Here is a 14,520-nt window from a genome sequence, read left to right on the forward strand (position 1 = left end):
GTTTGCAGGCCTCAGGACTTGCTGGCCAGCGGCGAGAGCTGCGCCGCAACCTTGTTGAGGTCCTCGTTCAGCACCTTGCGGATCGCCGCGAAATTGTCGGAGGGGTTGCCGTGGCCCATCTCGGCGCAGGCAGCCGCCACCTGTTGCGCCATGCCGGCCAGCACATGGCCCCAGATCTCGGGCTTGCCGAAGGCCATGGCGTGGAGCGACAGGCTCAAGCCGCCATTGGTGATCCAGGCGCGGGCCACCTCGCCCGCCTTGGGATCGTGGAACACCTCATGCGGCGGCTCCAGCTGGTGCGGGTGCATTTCGCCATGATGGTTGTGATGGTGATGATCGTGGTCAGACATAAAGCACCGCCTTTGCTGCGGCGGCTACCTCATCGGCATTAGGCAGCGCCAGTTTCTCGAGATTGGCCGCATAGGGCATGGGAACGTCCTTGCCGGCGACGCGTGCGACAGGCGCGTCGAGGTAATCGAAGGCGTGGGTCATGATCTGGGCGGCGAGCTCGCTCGTCACCGAGAATTGCGGGAAGCCTTCCTCCACGCAGACGCAACGGTTGGTCTTCTTGACGCTGGCCACCACGGTGTCGATGTCCATGGGACGGATGGTGCGGAGATCGACGACCTCGGCCTCGATTCCTTCCGCCGCCAGCTTCTCAGCGGCCGCCATGGTATGCACCATGCCGATGCCGAAGGAGACGAGCGTGACGTGATGGCCCACGCGGGCGATGCGGGCCTTGCCGATCGGCACCACCCAGTCATCGAGCTTCGGCACTTCGAAGCTCTTGCCATACAGAATCTCGTTTTCGAGGAACACCACCGGATTGGGATCGCGGATCGCCGCCTTCAGCAGCCCCTTGGCGTCGGCGGCGGTATAGGGCACCACCACCTTGAGGCCGGGAATATGGCCATACCAGGCAGCATAGTCCTGGCTGTGCTGGGCGGCCACCCGGGCGGCGGCGCCATTCGGCCCGCGGAACACGATCTGACAGCCCATCTGGCCACCCGACATGTAAAGCGTCTTGGCGGCGGAATTGACGATCTGGTCAATCGCCTGCATGGCGAAATTGAAGGTCATGAACTCGACAATGGGTTTGAGCCCCGCAAAGCCAGCCCCGACCGCGAGGCCCGTGAAACCATGCTCGGTGATCGGCGTATCGATCACGCGGGCCGGGCCGAACTCGTCCAGCATGCCCTGGGAAATCTTGTAGGCGCCCTGATACTGGCCCACTTCCTCGCCCATCAGGAACACCGCGGGATCGCGGCGCATCTCCTCGGACATCGCCGCGCGGATCGCCTCGCGCACCGTCATGGTTACCATTTCGGTGCCCGCCGGAACCTCATGCGCCTGTTCTTTGGCGGGTTCCGTGTGAACGGCGGGTGCGGGCGGTGCGGCGGGTGCTGCCTGCGGCTGCGGGGCTTCAACTGGTTTTGGCGCTGCATCGGCGGTGCCGATGACCGCAATGGGGGTATTGACCTTCACATGCTCGGTGCCGGCCGGAATGAGAATGGCCGACAGCGGGCCCTCGTCCACCGCCTCCACCTCCATGGTGGCCTTGTCGGTCTCGATCTCGGCGATCACGTCGCCGGGCTTCACCAAGTCGCCCACATTCTTGAGCCACTTGGCGATCTTGCCCTCCTCCATGGTGGGAGACAGGGCCGGCATCAGGATCGATGGCATGGTTTGTCCCTCCCCGGCTCAGGCGCTGACATAGACGTCGGAGTAGAGTTCCGAGATATCGGGCTCGGGATCGTTCTGGGCGAATTCCGCCGCCTCCGTGACGATGCCGCGGATCTCCTGGTCAATGGCTTTCAAATCATCCTCGGTGGCGATCTTGCCGGCCAGGATGCGCGCCTTCACCTGCTCGATCGGGTCATGCTCCTCGCGCATTTTCTGCACTTCCTCCTTGGAGCGGTACTTAGCGGGGTCAGACATCGAATGGCCACGGTAGCGGTAGGTCATCATCTCGAGAATGTATGGCCCCTCGCCCGCCCGGCAATGCGCCACCGCGCGGTCGCCGGCGTCACGCACCGCGCGCACATCCATGCCGTCGACCTGTTCGAAGGGAATGCCGAACGCCGCGCCGCGGGCCCCCAGCTGTTCGGCCATGGCGGTGGAGCGGGTGGCCGCGGTGCCCATGGCATAGCGGTTGTTCTCGATCACGAAGATCACCGGCAGCTTCCAGATCGACGCCATGTTGAAGGTCTCATAGACCTGGCCCTGATTGGCGGCGCCATCGCCGAAATAGGTGACCGCCACATGGTCATTGCCGCGGTATTTGTTGGCGAAGGCGAGACCGGCGCCGAGCGGCACCTGGGCGCCGACGATGCCATGGCCGCCAAAGAACTGCTTCTCGCGGCTGAACATGTGCATGGAGCCGCCCTTGCCCTTGGACAGGCCACCGCGCCGGCCGGTGAGTTCGGCCATCACGCCCTTGGGGTCCATGCCGCAGGCCAGCATGTGGCCGTGATCGCGATAGGAGGTGATCACCTGGTCACCCTCCTTCTGGGCCATCTGCATGCCCACCACGACGGCCTCCTGGCCGATGTAGAGATGGCAGAATCCGCCGATGAAGCCCATGCCGTAGAGCTGGCCGGCCTTTTCCTCGAAGCGGCGGATCAGCAGCATCTCGCGGTAGGCGTAAAGCTCTTCCTCGGTGGTGAAGCCGCTGTTGGTGAGATTGGGCTTCTCGCCCTTCGCCTGCTTGCGCGCCATATAGGCGGACTTCACGGCCATGCCTGCCTCCTGCTGCCTTTCGACAGCCCATACATAGCATTAAACCGTTGAGAATGAATGCAAAATCGAACGTTAACTGAAATTCGGTTTATGAACCGGAATCCGCTGCTAAATCAGCGGCCTGTAAAGGCCACTACGTCGCTCGGCCTCGCCAATTCGAGCTGGCCACGGGCCAATTCGTCGAGCATGTCCGGATCGATGCTCTCGGGGCGCAGCAGCGCCACCTTACGTTCCAGCCGTTCCCGCTCCTGGCGCAGCGCCGCATGCTTCTGGCTCAGTGCGGCAGAGGTTGCCGCAAGGTCATCGCGATGGGCGAAACCGCGCGGGCCATAGAAGGCGCTCCAGGCGAAATAGCCGATCAGGCCGGCGCAGACACAGGTTACGACCAAATCGAAGCGGCGCATGCGGAACTCTTGCAGAATTGCGAGACGTCAGCTTCGGCGGACTCGGTTAACAAATGCCTACCGCAATGCTCAGCTTGCCATCGCCTGTTTCAAATCGGCGATCAGGTCCGCCGTGTCCTCGAGCCCCACCGACAGGCGCAGCATGCCGTCGGTGATGCCCATCGCGGCGCGCGCCTCGGGCCCGAGGTTGCGGTGGGTGGTGGAGGCTGGGTGGGTCATCAGCGATTTGGCGTCGCCCAGATTGTTCGAGATGTCGATGATGGCCAGATTGCGCAGCAGGTCGAAGGCCTTCTTCTTGCCGCCCTCGACCTCGACCTCGAAGGTCACCATGGTGCCGCCGAGCTTCATCTGCTTGCGGCAGAGTGCGGCCTGAGGATGCGAGTCGAGATGCGGGTAGAGCACGCGGGTCACGCCCTTCATGCCCTGGAGTGCTTCGGCCACCTGCTGCGCGGCGTGGCTCTGCGCCTCGACCCGCAACTTCAGGGTTTCGAGGCCCTTGAGCAGCACCCAGGCGTTGAACGGCGAAATCGACGGCCCGGTATGGCGCAGGAACGGCTTCAACAGCTCGTTCTTGAAGGCCCTGGTGGACATGATGGCGCCGCCCAGAACCCGCCCCTGCCCGTCTATGTGCTTGGTGCCGGAATAGACGATCACATCCGCGCCATAGGCCAGCGGCCGCTGCAGGATGGGGGTTGCGAAGATGTTGTCGACGACGACCGTGGCGCCCCTGGCCCTGGCGAGGCCGCAGACCGCTTCGAGGTCGATCGCTTCGAGGGTGGGATTCGAGGGTGTCTCCAGAAACACGCATTTGGTGTCCGGAGTTATCGCATCCTTCCAGGCGTTGAGGTCCTTGCCGTCGACCAGCGTGGTGCGGATGCCAAAGCGTGGCAGGATTGATGTGACGATCTGGTAGCAGGAGCCGAACAGCGCCTTGGACGACACCAGATGATCGCCCGCCGTGAGCTGGCAGGCCAGCGCGCCGAACACCGAAGCCATGCCGGAGGCCAGCGCATAACACGCCTCGGCCCCTTCCAGCAGTGCTAAGCGCTCCTCGAACATGGTGACGGTGGGGTTGCCGTAGCGCCCGTAAACATAGCCCTCGTCCTCGCCCGCGAAGCGTTTCTCGGCGGTTTCCGGCTCGTCATAGACAAAGCCTGAATTGAGGAACAGGGCTTCCGAGGTTTCGCCATGCTTGCTGCGGTCGAGCCCGCCGCGAACAAGCTTGGTGGCGTCACCCCAGCTGCGGGGGTCTGATCGGCGCTTGGCCATGGCGCGTCTTCAGCTCTGAACCCATGGCAGGCCCGCCGCCTTCCAGCCGCCGAGCACGCCGCGGTGGCCCTGGGCGTCCTTGTCGCCCTCGAAGCCCTGCGCCACGTTCCAGGCATTGGTGAAGCCCGCCTGGGTCAGCGCCGATGCCGCCGAGGCCGAGCGCGCGCCGGAGCGGCAGATGCACAGGATCTCGGTATCCTGCGGAAGCCCCATCTGTTCCACCTCGGCGACGAAATCGCCGTTGATCTGCATCGACGGAAACACCTGCCAGGACAGCCGGATCAGGCGCTCCACCGCAGGCACGCCCACGAACACCCATTCGGGCTGCGTGCGCACGTCGATCAATACCGCGGAGGGGTTGTTCTGGAGCCGCTGATAGGCTTCGGCCGGAGAGATGTCGCCCTGATGCATGGAACAGTCCGTTCGTTATGACGAACGGATTTACGGCAATTGCCTGGACCCTGCAATCAAAATTGGGCTTTTGCCCCGGTTCGACGCTTCCTGCGCGGGGCGCCATGATGATAGAAGCGCCCAACTTGATGTCCGGAGTTTCCAGCATGTCCAAATCCCTGCCCGCCCGCGCCGATGTTGTGGTGATCGGTGGCGGCATCGTCGGCTGTTCGGTGGCCTACCACCTGACCAAGGAAGGCATCACCGATGTGGTGGTGCTGGAGCGCAAGCAGCTGACCTCCGGCACGACCTGGCATGCGGCGGGCCTCGTTGGCCAGCTGCGCGCCACGAGAAACCTCACCGAACTCGCCAAATACACCACCACATTGTTCGAGGGGCTGGAGAAGGAAACCGGCCAGGCCACCGGCTTCAAGCAGAATGGCTCGATCTCGATCGCCCTCACCGAGGGCCGCCTCGAGGAGCTGATGCGCGGCGCCTCGATGGCCAAGAACTTCGGCCTCGACGTGCAGGTGATTTCGGCGGGTGAGATCAGGGAGCGCCTGCCGCACTACAACATGGAGAACGTCAAGGGCGGCGTATTCCTGCCGAAGGATGGCCAGGTGAACCCGATCGACGTGACCCAGGCGCTTGCTGCCGGCGCGCGCGCGCGGGGCGGCAAAGTCTTCGAAAACGTGAAGGTGACGAAGATCCTGGTCAAGGACGGCAAGGCCTATGGCGTCGAGACCGCGGATGGCACGATCCTCGCCGATAAGGTGGTGGTGGCCTCCGGCATGTGGTCGCGCGAGCTTGGGCGCGCGATCGGCGTCAACATTCCGCTGCATGCCTGCGAGCATTTCTACATCGTCTCCGAGCCGATCGCGGCGCTGCCGCGCAACATGCCGGTGGTGCGGGTTCCCGACGAGTGCACCTATTACAAGGAGGACGCGGGAAAGCTGATGGTGGGCGCTTTCGAGCCCAAGGCCAAGCCCTGGGGCGGCGGCGGCATCGACGAGGAGCATGCCTTTGTCACGCTGCCCGAAGACATGGATCATTTCGAGCCGATCCTGACCAGCGCCATCAACCGCGTGCCGCTGCTGGAGACGGCTGGTATTCAGCTGTTCTTCAATGGCCCCGAGAGCTTTACCCCGGACGTGCGCTACTATCTCGGCGAAGCGCCGGAGGTGAAGAACGTCTATGTGGCCACGGGTTTCAATTCGATCGGCATCCAGTCCTCCGGCGGCGCCGGGCTGGTGCTGGCCAAATGGATCAAGAACGGCCACCCGCCGATGGATGTGAGCGGCATCGACATCCGCCGCATCCACCCGTTCCAGTCCGCCAAGTCCTACCTGCGGGAGCGCGTATCGGAAAGCCTCGGCCTGCTCTATGCCATGCACTGGCCCTACCGCCAGGCCGAGACGGCGCGTGGCGTCAGGCGTTCGCCGCTCTACGCCCACACAAAAGAGCTGGGCGCGGTATTCGGCGAGGTCAATGGCTGGGAACGGCCCAACTGGTATGCGCGCGGCGGCGTGAAACCCGAATATGAATATTCCTATGGCCGCCAGAACTGGTGGCCTTGCGCTGACCACGAGGCCAGGCAGCTGATGAGCAATTGCGCCTTCTTCGACCAGTCGAGCTTCGCCAAGTATTCGGTAGAAGGCCGCGATGCCGCCCGGGTTCTCAATCGTATCTCGGCCGCCAATGTGGATGTCGCGCCAGGCCGCGTCGTCTACACCCAGTGGCTCAATGAGCGCGGCGGCATCGAGGCGGATTTGACGGTGACCCGCCTTGCGGAAGACCGCTTTCTCGTCGTCACCGGCGCCGCACCCCAGACCCGCGATATGGCGTGGCTGAGGCGGCACACGCCGGAGGACGCGCATTGCGTGGCAACCGACATCACCTCCGGCCTGCCGATGATCGCCGTGATGGGGCCGAAGTCGCGTGCCCTGCTCGAAAAGCTTTCGGGCGCCGATCTTTCCAATGCGGCCTTCCCCTTCGGCACGTCGAAGGAGATCGAGATCGGCTTCGCGCGGGTGCGGGCGAGCCGCATCACCTATGTGGGCGAGCTCGGCTGGGAGCTTTACGTTCCGGCGGAGTTCACCGCGCATGTGTTCGAAACGCTATGGGAAGCAGGCCAGGCATTCGGCCTGACGCCCGCCGGCATGCACACCATGAACAACTGCCGCACCGAGAAAGCCTACCGCCACTGGGGCCATGACATCGCGGATGAGGATACGCCCCTGGAAGCAGGCCTCGGCTTTGCCGTGGCCTGGGACAAGCCCGGCGGCTTCATCGGGCGTGAGGCGCTGCTCCGGCAGAAGGCGCTGCCGGTGCTGCCCAAGCGCTTCGTGTGCCTGGCGCTGGAGGACAATTCGGCATCGGCGCCGATGATCTATCACGAGGAACCGATCTACCGGAACGGCGTCGTCGTGGGTTCGACGACGTCAGGTGCCTGGGGACACCGCGTGAACCTGTCACTGGGGCTTGGCTACGTCCATAACAAGGACGGCGTCACCAGGGATTGGCTGGACAGCGGCTCATGGGAAGTAGAACTGGCCTGGAAGCGCTATCCGGCAAAAGTGCAGTTCCAGGCCTTCTACGACCCGAAGGGCGAGCGCATCAAGGCGTGAGCGGACCTTTATCCTGTTCAACGTCAGGGGCACGATGATGATGGCCGCGTCGTGCTTTCCGGCGCCGCCCTGATCCTGACGGCCGCTTCTCCATGTGATTGCAAGCGCCGACAGCTCGGTGCTGCCCGTGGACGCCGTGCTTCCGGTAACTTCGGAAAAGATCAAGGCGGCGTGCACGAATTCCACGGACAAGGGCGCGCGGCGCTTTGTGATCGTCGCGCAGGAAGACAGCTGGATTGCCGCCTCGGACCTGCGGGTCGCCAAGGCGCTTGAGGAATCCCTCGCCCGGCTCGAGCACTAGGAACGAGTCTCAGGCGGCCTGTGACGTGCCGCCGCCGAGATAGCGCTGGTGGGCCGCCTCGCGGACCGCCCCGCGCGCCTCCAGTTCCAACAGCACGAACACACAGAGATCGTAGCTCTGGAAGCAGTAATGCGCGAGAGCCGCCAGTTTCTTGAGCTGCGCCACGCTCAGCTCCGCAAGTTTCAGCGGATCCTTCACATAGACCATGTCGGCTTCCAGAAGCTGGTTTCCCGGCACCCGGAAGTTGTTCATGAACACGGTGGGCGCGATGGCCCAGCGCTTCACATCGACAAAGCAATGCGGCGCGAAGCCTTGCTGGCGCATCCACATGTCGACCTCGCCGATGGGCGGCTGATTTTCGTAAAGTCCCACGAAGGAAACTTCGAGTTGCACAGCCACGCAATCATGCAGCTTGGCGAGCCCGTGCTTCATAACGGTCAGTTCGCCGCCCTGGATATCCATCTTCACGAAATCGAGCGGCGGCACGGTTTCAACATCGTCGAGGCGGCGGGTTTGCACACGCATGGTGCGCTCGATCCGTCCGAAGAACTCGAAGCCGTTGAAAAACCGGAGGGCCGAAAGGCGCGGGTTGAGCAGCGAGGTCATGCCGCTGGGGCCGCTCGCCAGGAAAAGCGTGCGCTCCTCGCCGTCGAACAGGAAATCGCGGTGGACCGTGGCGCGCCCGCCATAGGCCTGCTCAATGCCGGCGATTTGCCGCTCGTCGCCCTCGAAGGCGTGGAGATGCGCCGCGCCGCTGTCAAGCAGCGCCTTATAGACCGGAACCTCGTTGATCACCGAGGCGCCGACGTCCATCACCTGGATGGGGCCGGGCAATTGCAGCTCTTCAAGCAGGTTCATGGCAGCCTTTCTCCCAGGCAGGTTGAATGAAATTGGACGTCATGGCCTCGCGCCAAGCGCCCTGACCACCGCGGCGGCCAGCGCCATGATGGTGAGGAGGAGGAAGGTGGCGGTTCCCGCGAAGCCCACGAAGGCGAGGCAGATCACGGCGGCGGCGGCCGTCACGCCCGACAGCAACAAGCGGATAGCCCGGCTGCCGCCGCCATTCATCAGGTCAACGAACAGCGCCACGAGGCCGGCGATCACAAAAAGGTCGCCGCCCCGCAGCGTCAGCCCGGCGCCGGACGGCATGGTCATCGCCCAGGCGTCGGCGTCGATCAGCATGCCGCCGCCAAGCGCCATCAGCAGATAGGCGGCAATCACCAGGGCAATCAGCGGGAAGGTCTTGATGTGGGTCATGGTTAGCGCTCCGTTTAACGGCCGAAGCTTGCCCAAGCCCGGCGATTCCCGCAAAGCCGCCATGAACGGTTGGCCGGACAAATTGTTCTTTATTACGAACGAAACTCCTGCTATGCAGGCGTGAGCATTTCAAGGAGGCCACCATGGCATTGCAGATTGGCGACATCGCCCCGGACTTCGAAGCGAACACCACCGAAGGCCGTCTCAAGTTCCACGACTACATCGACGGCAGCTGGGCGGTATTCTTTTCCCACCCGAAGGACTTCACGCCCGTCTGCACCACCGAACTGGGGTCGGTCGCGCGCATGAAATCGGAGTTCGACAAGCGCGGCGTCAAGCTCATCGGCATCTCGGTGGACTCGGTTGAGGACCATCAGCGCTGGAAGCAGGATATCGCCGACGTGACGGGCGCTTCCGTCAACTATCCGATGATCGGCGATGACGACCTTGCCGTGGCCAAGCTCTATGGCATGATCCACCCGAATGCTTCAGGCGGCGCCAAGGGCCGCACCGCCGCCGACAACGCCACGGTGCGCAACGTGTTCATCATCGGTCCAGACAAGAAGATTAAATTCATCGTCGCCTATCCGATGAGCACCGGGCGGAATTTCAACGAGATCATCCGGGTTCTGGATTCTCTGCAGCTGACCGCCACAAAATCAGTGGCGACGCCGTCGGACTGGAAGCAGGGCGACGACGTGATCATCCTCGCCTCGATCTCCGACGAGGCAGCCAAGGAAAAGTTCCCCGGCGGCTGGAAGACACTGAAGCCCTATCTGCGCGTCGTGCCGCAGCCGAAGTGAACGGGTTGGGAGGCCGATGAGGCCTCCCCTATCTTCGTGACCGCGCGCGCCGCTTATGCCTCGGGCAGGTTCAGCCTGATGTGCAACTCGCGCAGCTGCTTGGGCGTGACCTCGGAGGGCGCGCCCATCAGCAGGTCTTCCGCCTGCTGGTTCATCGGGAACAGCACCACCTCGCGGATGTTGGGCTCATTGCAGAGCAGCATGACGATGCGGTCAACGCCCGGCGCGATACCGCCATGCGGCGGCGCGCCATATTGGAAGGCGCGGTACATGCCGCCGAACTTCTCCAGCAGCACGCTTTCCGGGTAACCGGCGATCTCGAAGGCCTTCTTCATCACCTCCGGGCGGTGGTTGCGGATGGCGCCGGAAGAGAGCTCAACGCCATTGCACACGATGTCATACTGATAAGCGAGGATGTCCAGCGGATCCTTGCTTTCCAGCGCCTCGAGCCCGCCCTGCGGCATGGAGAACGGATTGTGGGAGAAGTCGACTTTCTTCTCTTCCTCGTTCCACTCATACATCGGGAAATCGACGATCCAGCAGAACTCAAAGCGGTCCTTGAGCGTGAGGTTCAATTCCTCGCCCACCTTGTTGCGCGCCTCGCCCGCGAATTTGTAGAACTTCTCCGGGCGCCCGGCGACGAAGAAACAGGCATCGCCCACGCCAAGGCCCAGCTGGGCGCGGATCGCCTCGGTGCGCTCGGGTCCGATATTCTTGGCGATGGGGCCGGCACCGCCCTCCTCGCCCTCACGCCAGAACACATAGCCGAGCCCCGGCTGGCCCTGTTGCTGGGCATAGGAATTCATCCGGTCGCAGAAGGCGCGCGAGCCGCCCCTCGGCGCGGGGATGGCCCAGACTTCCACCTTGGGGTCGGCGGCGATCATGCCGGCGAACACCTTGAAGCCCGAGCCCGCGAAATGCTCCGTCACCGCCTGCATTTTGATCGGGTTGCGAAGGTCCGGCTTGTCGGAGCCATACCAGCGGATCGCATCCTTGTAGGCGATGTGCGGGAACTTCTGCGTCACGGGAAGACCGCCGCCGAATTCCTCGAACACGCCGCGCAGCACCGGCTCCACGGCGTTGAACACGTCATCCTGGGTGACGAAGCTCATCTCGATATCGAGCTGGTAGAACTCGCCGGGCGAACGGTCGGCGCGCGCGTCCTCGTCGCGGAAGCAGGCCGCGATCTGGAAGTAACGGTCGAAGCCGGACATCATGATCAGCTGCTTGAACTGCTGCGGCGCCTGCGGCAGCGCGTAGAACTTGCCGGGGTGAATGCGGGACGGCACCAGAAAGTCGCGCGCACCCTCGGGGCTGGACGCGGTCAGGATCGGCGTCTGGAACTCGAAGAAGCCCTGCTCCACCATGCGCCGCCGCAGCGAGTTGATGATGGCGCCGCGCTTCATGATATTGGCGTGGATGCGCTCGCGCCGGAGATCGAGGAAGCGGTAGCGCAGCCGGATGTCCTCCGGATATTCCGTGTCGCCGAAAACAGGGAGCGGCAGCTCGGCGGCCTGGGACAAGACCTCAACCCCGGTGGCGAAGACCTCCACGAGACCGGTCGGCAGGTCGGCATTCTCGGTGCCGGCGGGCCGCAGCCGCACCCGGCCGTCAACCCGCACCACCCATTCCGAGCGCAGTTTCTCGGCGGTCTTGAAGGCGGGCGAATCCGGGTCGGCCACCACCTGGGTGATGCCGTAATGGTCGCGCAGGTCGATGAACAGCACGCCGCCATGGTCTCGGACGCGGTGAACCCAGCCGGAAAGCCGGATGTCCTTGCCGGCGTCATCCGGGCGGAGCTGGCCACAGGTGTGGCTGCGATAGGCGTGCATTGAATCCTCACGAATAAGCGGAACCGGGCGCTACAGCGCATGGAGGGGCCGGTTTGTCAAGAAAGGGCTTGGCGCGGCCCTCGGCTCAGTCGAAAAGCCCGAAGAAATCGCCCTTCCGGGTCTTGCGCGGCGCCGTGCCGCCATCAGCGAACACGCCGCCCTTTACCACCACGCGGGTATTGCTCATCCCGGTCTTCTTGACCAGCGCGAACAGCTTGGCGGCATTGTCAGGGTGGAGGCGAACGCAACCGTGGGAGGCGCGGCGGCCAAGGCTCTTCACGTGGTAGCTGCCATGCACGGCGTGTCCGCCCGCCGTAAAGAAGATCGAATGCGGCATGGGCGCATCGTCCCATTCATTCGAATAATGCTCTTTTTCCATGCGGAAAGGCCGGAAGGTGCCGCTGGGCGTCTCATAGCCCGGAGCACCCGTGGACACAGGCCATTTGTAGACCGTGTCACCATCCAGCGTGACGGTCATCTTCTGGCTCACCTTGTTGATGGTGATGACCAGCCGCGGCTCCGGCTTGGGCGGCTTTTTCTTGGCCGCCGGCTTTGCCGGGGTCGAGGCATGGGCCGTGGCCGGCACCAGGATTGCCGCCAGGCCGGCCAGCAGATGACGACGCGAAACCATGAGAGTCCCTCTAACCCGAAATCCTAAAGAATTATGCCTCACCCAGGCGGTTTCGGGAAGAGCTTGCCCTTCCGCCTGAATTGCGGTTTCCGGCGCTTGCCGCTAAGGACATCGCCCATGAACAAGCCCGTACCCAAGATCGGCCTCGTCTCGCTCGGCTGCCCCAAGGCGCTGGTCGATTCCGAACGCATCATCACGAAGCTCCGCGCCGAGGGCTACGTCATGTCGCCCGGCTATGACGAGGCGGATGTGGTGATCGTCAACACCTGCGGCTTTCTCGACAGCGCCAAGGCCGAATCACTGGCCGCCATCGGCGAGGCGATGGCCGAGAACGGCCGGGTGATCGTCACCGGCTGCATGGGGGTCGAGGCGGACGCCATCCGCAAGGCCCATCCCGGCGTGCTGGCGGTCACCGGACCGCACCAGTATGAGCAGGTGGTGGAGGCGGTGCACAGCGCCGTTCCCCCGGCCCATGACCCGAAATTCGATCTGGTGCCGCCGCAGGGCCTGCATCTGACGCCCCGGCACTACGCCTATCTCAAGATTTCCGAGGGCTGCAACAACCGCTGCTCCTTCTGCATCATCCCGTCGCTCCGCGGCGACCTTGTCTCGCGGCCCGTGGCATCCGTGCTCTATGAGGCGGAACGGCTGGTCAAGGCCGGGGTAAAGGAGCTTCTGGTGATCAGCCAGGACACCTCCGCCTATGGGCTGGACATCAAGTACGCCTCGTCAAAGTTCCATGGCCGCGAGGTGCGCGCCCGGTTCCACGATCTGGCGAAAGAGCTGGGAGACCTCGGAGCCTGGGTGCGGCTCCATTACGTCTACCCCTATCCCCATGTCGATGACGTGATCCCGCTGATGGCGGAGGGCAAGGTGCTGCCCTATCTCGACATTCCCTTCCAGCACGCCGCCCCCAATGTGCTGAAAGCCATGAAGCGCCCCGCGAACCAGGAGAAACTGCTGGAGCGTCTGGCCGGCTGGCGCGCCATCTGCCCCGATCTCGCCATCCGCTCCACCTTCATCGTCGGCTTTCCGGGCGAGACGGAGGAAGATTTCGCCTATCTCCTGTCATGGCTCAGAGAAGCCCGTATCGAACGCGCCGGCTGCTTCAAGTATGAGCCGGTGGCCGGCGCCAAGGCGAACGACCTCGGCCTGGCCCCGGTGCCCGAAGAGGTGAAGCAGGAGCGCTGGGAACGTTTCATGGAAACCCAGCAGGAGATATCAGCCGAGGTCTTCGCCTCCAGGGTCGGCCGCGAGATCGACGTGCTGGTCGACGAGATCGACGCGGAAAACGGCGAGGCCATCTGCCGCTCGCCATGGGATGCGCCGGAAATCGATGGCAACGTCTTCCTCCCCGGCGAGACGGGCCTCAAGCCGGGCGACATGGTCCGGGTACGGATTGTCGAGGCGGAGGAATATGATCTGGTGGGCGAGCGGGTTTAGGTCTCGCCGCCCTCGCCAGTGAAACCCCTGTAAAGTGCTGCCGCCACGCTTGCGAGCAGCAGCAGCGCGAGCCAGGCCACAAGCCCGATCACACCAAAGGCCACTGCCTTCATCCATGGTTGCGGCAGCATTTGCTGGCCGTAGAAGGCCCCTGCCCCCAGCCCGGCGCCGATTGCCAGCGAGAACAGCAGCCAGAAAGTGAAGCCCAGGAACCGCAGGCGGTTGCCGCGCGTTCTCCTCCAGGCGGCGCCCAGCGTGTAGTCGCGGTCGCCGGCGGCGATGCCCGCCATCCAGGATGCCAGCCGGTAGAAGCTGAACAGCGCTGAAAGCCCGAGCAGCGCCTGAACGGCGATCACCAGCGGCTTGGCGAAGGGTGCAAGCTGCGGCGGCAGCGCCGGCGGGCCATAGATGCCCACCGCATAGGCCGCCGCGGCATAGAGCCCGAGCACGATCAGCATCAGAACGAGACCCGCCGCATGGCGCCAGACCAAACCATCGAGCCTGAGCCAGCGCCAGCCACGCGGGCCCTCGCCCAGCAAAAGCTTCCTCTGCCAGTTGACGGCAACCGAAAGCCCGGCCAGCAGCCCGCCCACGGCCAGCGCCGCGAGGACCGCCTGTGCGGAAGGCCCCAGCGCGGCGACGTCCGGCGGGTATTGCCGCAGCGCCAGATGCCAGGCCAGCGTCATCAGCGGGGCGAGCAAGATCAGCCAGACCAGCGCCAGGCCGATGGCGAAAAAGAAATTGCGGAACGCCGCGCCGATGGCGAATTCGATCGTACCCATCGGCGGCAGGCGGCGGCGGCTCAGGTCAGTCATCTGCGGGTC

15 protein-coding genes are annotated in these 14,520 nt (G+C 64.1%); 4 read left to right on the plus strand and 11 right to left on the minus strand.

Annotation, left to right across the window (positions count from 1 at the left end):
• Positions 1–11: 11 nt before the first annotated feature.
• The 6 genes from ACKOED_RS04465 to ACKOED_RS04490 form a co-directional block, all read right to left on the minus strand.
• Positions 12–350, minus strand: coding sequence for a DUF5076 domain-containing protein (locus ACKOED_RS04465; RefSeq protein ID WP_408915374.1), 339 nt, complete (start codon positions 348–350; stop codon positions 12–14).
• Positions 343–1,683: a pyruvate dehydrogenase complex E1 component subunit beta gene (locus tag ACKOED_RS04470; RefSeq protein ID WP_408915375.1), complete on the minus strand. Its 1,341-nt coding sequence runs from the start codon at positions 1,681–1,683 to the stop codon at positions 343–345. The genes ACKOED_RS04465 and ACKOED_RS04470 overlap by 8 nt, the downstream gene beginning before the upstream one ends.
• A gap of 18 nt (positions 1,684–1,701) precedes the next feature.
• Positions 1,702–2,718, minus strand: coding sequence for a pyruvate dehydrogenase (acetyl-transferring) E1 component subunit alpha (gene pdhA / locus ACKOED_RS04475; protein WP_408915421.1), 1,017 nt, complete (start codon positions 2,716–2,718; stop codon positions 1,702–1,704).
• 134 nt (positions 2,719–2,852) lie between these two features.
• A complete protein-coding gene (locus tag ACKOED_RS04480; protein WP_408915376.1) occupies positions 2,853–3,143 on the minus strand; it encodes an FtsB family cell division protein in 291 nt (96 codons plus the stop codon).
• Positions 3,144–3,212: 69 nt separating this feature from the next.
• On the minus strand, positions 3,213–4,412 hold the full coding sequence (gene metZ / locus ACKOED_RS04485) for an O-succinylhomoserine sulfhydrylase (RefSeq protein ID WP_408915377.1): 1,200 nt from the start codon (positions 4,410–4,412) through the stop codon (positions 3,213–3,215).
• Between the two features lie 9 nt (positions 4,413–4,421).
• A complete protein-coding gene (locus tag ACKOED_RS04490) occupies positions 4,422–4,823 on the minus strand; it encodes a rhodanese-like domain-containing protein (RefSeq protein WP_408915378.1) in 402 nt (133 codons plus the stop codon).
• A 146-nt stretch (positions 4,824–4,969) separates the two neighbouring features.
• Between ACKOED_RS04490 and ACKOED_RS04495 the strand changes: the two genes are divergently transcribed.
• Positions 4,970–7,429, plus strand: a complete 2,460-nt coding sequence (locus ACKOED_RS04495) for an FAD-dependent oxidoreductase (protein WP_408915379.1) — start codon at positions 4,970–4,972, stop codon at positions 7,427–7,429.
• A gap of 127 nt (positions 7,430–7,556) precedes the next feature.
• Entirely contained in the window at positions 7,557–7,730 is a 174-nt protein-coding gene (locus ACKOED_RS04500) for a hypothetical protein (protein WP_408915380.1), read from the plus strand.
• 9 nt (positions 7,731–7,739) lie between these two features.
• Here the strand turns inward: ACKOED_RS04500 and ACKOED_RS04505 are convergent, their stop codons facing one another.
• Positions 7,740–8,588 carry an FkbM family methyltransferase gene (locus ACKOED_RS04505; RefSeq protein WP_408915381.1) on the minus strand — a complete coding sequence of 283 codons (849 nt, stop codon included), beginning with the start codon at positions 8,586–8,588 and terminating at the stop codon, positions 7,740–7,742.
• Positions 8,589–8,627: 39 nt separating this feature from the next.
• Positions 8,628–8,987, minus strand: coding sequence for a hypothetical protein (locus ACKOED_RS04510; protein ID WP_408915382.1), 360 nt, complete (start codon positions 8,985–8,987; stop codon positions 8,628–8,630).
• A 143-nt stretch (positions 8,988–9,130) separates the two neighbouring features.
• Between ACKOED_RS04510 and ACKOED_RS04515 the strand changes: the two genes are divergently transcribed.
• Positions 9,131–9,790: a peroxiredoxin gene (locus ACKOED_RS04515; RefSeq protein ID WP_408915383.1), complete on the plus strand. Its 660-nt coding sequence runs from the start codon at positions 9,131–9,133 to the stop codon at positions 9,788–9,790.
• Positions 9,791–9,843: 53 nt separating this feature from the next.
• On the opposite strand, the gene aspS is transcribed toward ACKOED_RS04515, so the two are convergent.
• The gene (gene aspS / locus ACKOED_RS04520) at positions 9,844–11,622 is read right to left on the minus strand and encodes an aspartate--tRNA ligase (RefSeq protein ID WP_408915384.1); all 1,779 of its coding nucleotides are present in this window, start codon (positions 11,620–11,622) and stop codon (positions 9,844–9,846) included.
• Positions 11,623–11,707: 85 nt separating this feature from the next.
• Positions 11,708–12,253 carry a L,D-transpeptidase gene (locus ACKOED_RS04525; RefSeq protein WP_408915385.1) on the minus strand — a complete coding sequence of 182 codons (546 nt, stop codon included), beginning with the start codon at positions 12,251–12,253 and terminating at the stop codon, positions 11,708–11,710.
• Between the two features lie 117 nt (positions 12,254–12,370).
• Here ACKOED_RS04525 and rimO point away from each other — a divergent pair, with 117 nt between their 5' ends.
• Positions 12,371–13,696 (plus strand): 30S ribosomal protein S12 methylthiotransferase RimO, encoded by a 1,326-nt coding sequence (rimO, locus tag ACKOED_RS04530; protein ID WP_408915386.1) that lies wholly within the window; start codon positions 12,371–12,373, stop codon positions 13,694–13,696.
• On the opposite strand, the gene ACKOED_RS04535 is transcribed toward rimO, so the two are convergent.
• Positions 13,693–14,511 carry a hypothetical protein gene (locus ACKOED_RS04535; RefSeq protein ID WP_408915387.1) on the minus strand — a complete coding sequence of 273 codons (819 nt, stop codon included), beginning with the start codon at positions 14,509–14,511 and terminating at the stop codon, positions 13,693–13,695. The genes rimO and ACKOED_RS04535 overlap by 4 nt on opposite strands.
• Positions 14,512–14,520: the final 9 nt, after the last annotated feature.

This window comes from Aestuariivirga sp. (genome assembly GCF_046093005.1).
Taxonomy (GTDB): Bacteria; Pseudomonadota; Alphaproteobacteria; order Rhizobiales; family Aestuariivirgaceae; genus Aestuariivirga.

Bases quoted from the DNA above. Each gene is read 5' to 3' on its own strand.
- ACKOED_RS04505 (WP_408915381.1), bottom strand. From the start codon at position 8,588: ATGAACCTGCTTGAAGAGCTGCAATTGCCCGGCCCCATCCAGGTGATG.
- metZ (WP_408915377.1), bottom strand. From the start codon at position 4,412: ATGGCCAAGCGCCGATCAGACCCCCGCAGCTGGGGTGACGCCACCAAG.
- ACKOED_RS04535 (WP_408915387.1), bottom strand. From the start codon at position 14,511: ATGACTGACCTGAGCCGCCGCCGCCTGCCGCCGATGGGTACGATCGAA.
- ACKOED_RS04515 (WP_408915383.1), top strand. From the start codon at position 9,131: ATGGCATTGCAGATTGGCGACATCGCCCCGGACTTCGAAGCGAACACC.
- ACKOED_RS04525 (WP_408915385.1), bottom strand. From the start codon at position 12,253: ATGGTTTCGCGTCGTCATCTGCTGGCCGGCCTGGCGGCAATCCTGGTG.
- pdhA (WP_408915421.1), bottom strand. From the start codon at position 2,718: ATGGCGCGCAAGCAGGCGAAGGGCGAGAAGCCCAATCTCACCAACAGC.
- ACKOED_RS04510 (WP_408915382.1), bottom strand. From the start codon at position 8,987: ATGACCCACATCAAGACCTTCCCGCTGATTGCCCTGGTGATTGCCGCC.
- ACKOED_RS04465 (WP_408915374.1), bottom strand. From the start codon at position 350: ATGTCTGACCACGATCATCACCATCACAACCATCATGGCGAAATGCAC.
- rimO (WP_408915386.1), top strand. From the start codon at position 12,371: ATGAACAAGCCCGTACCCAAGATCGGCCTCGTCTCGCTCGGCTGCCCC.
- ACKOED_RS04470 (WP_408915375.1), bottom strand. From the start codon at position 1,683: ATGCCATCGATCCTGATGCCGGCCCTGTCTCCCACCATGGAGGAGGGC.
- ACKOED_RS04490 (WP_408915378.1), bottom strand. From the start codon at position 4,823: ATGCATCAGGGCGACATCTCTCCGGCCGAAGCCTATCAGCGGCTCCAG.
- aspS (WP_408915384.1), bottom strand. From the start codon at position 11,622: ATGCACGCCTATCGCAGCCACACCTGTGGCCAGCTCCGCCCGGATGAC.
- ACKOED_RS04495 (WP_408915379.1), top strand. From the start codon at position 4,970: ATGTCCAAATCCCTGCCCGCCCGCGCCGATGTTGTGGTGATCGGTGGC.
- ACKOED_RS04480 (WP_408915376.1), bottom strand. From the start codon at position 3,143: ATGCGCCGCTTCGATTTGGTCGTAACCTGTGTCTGCGCCGGCCTGATC.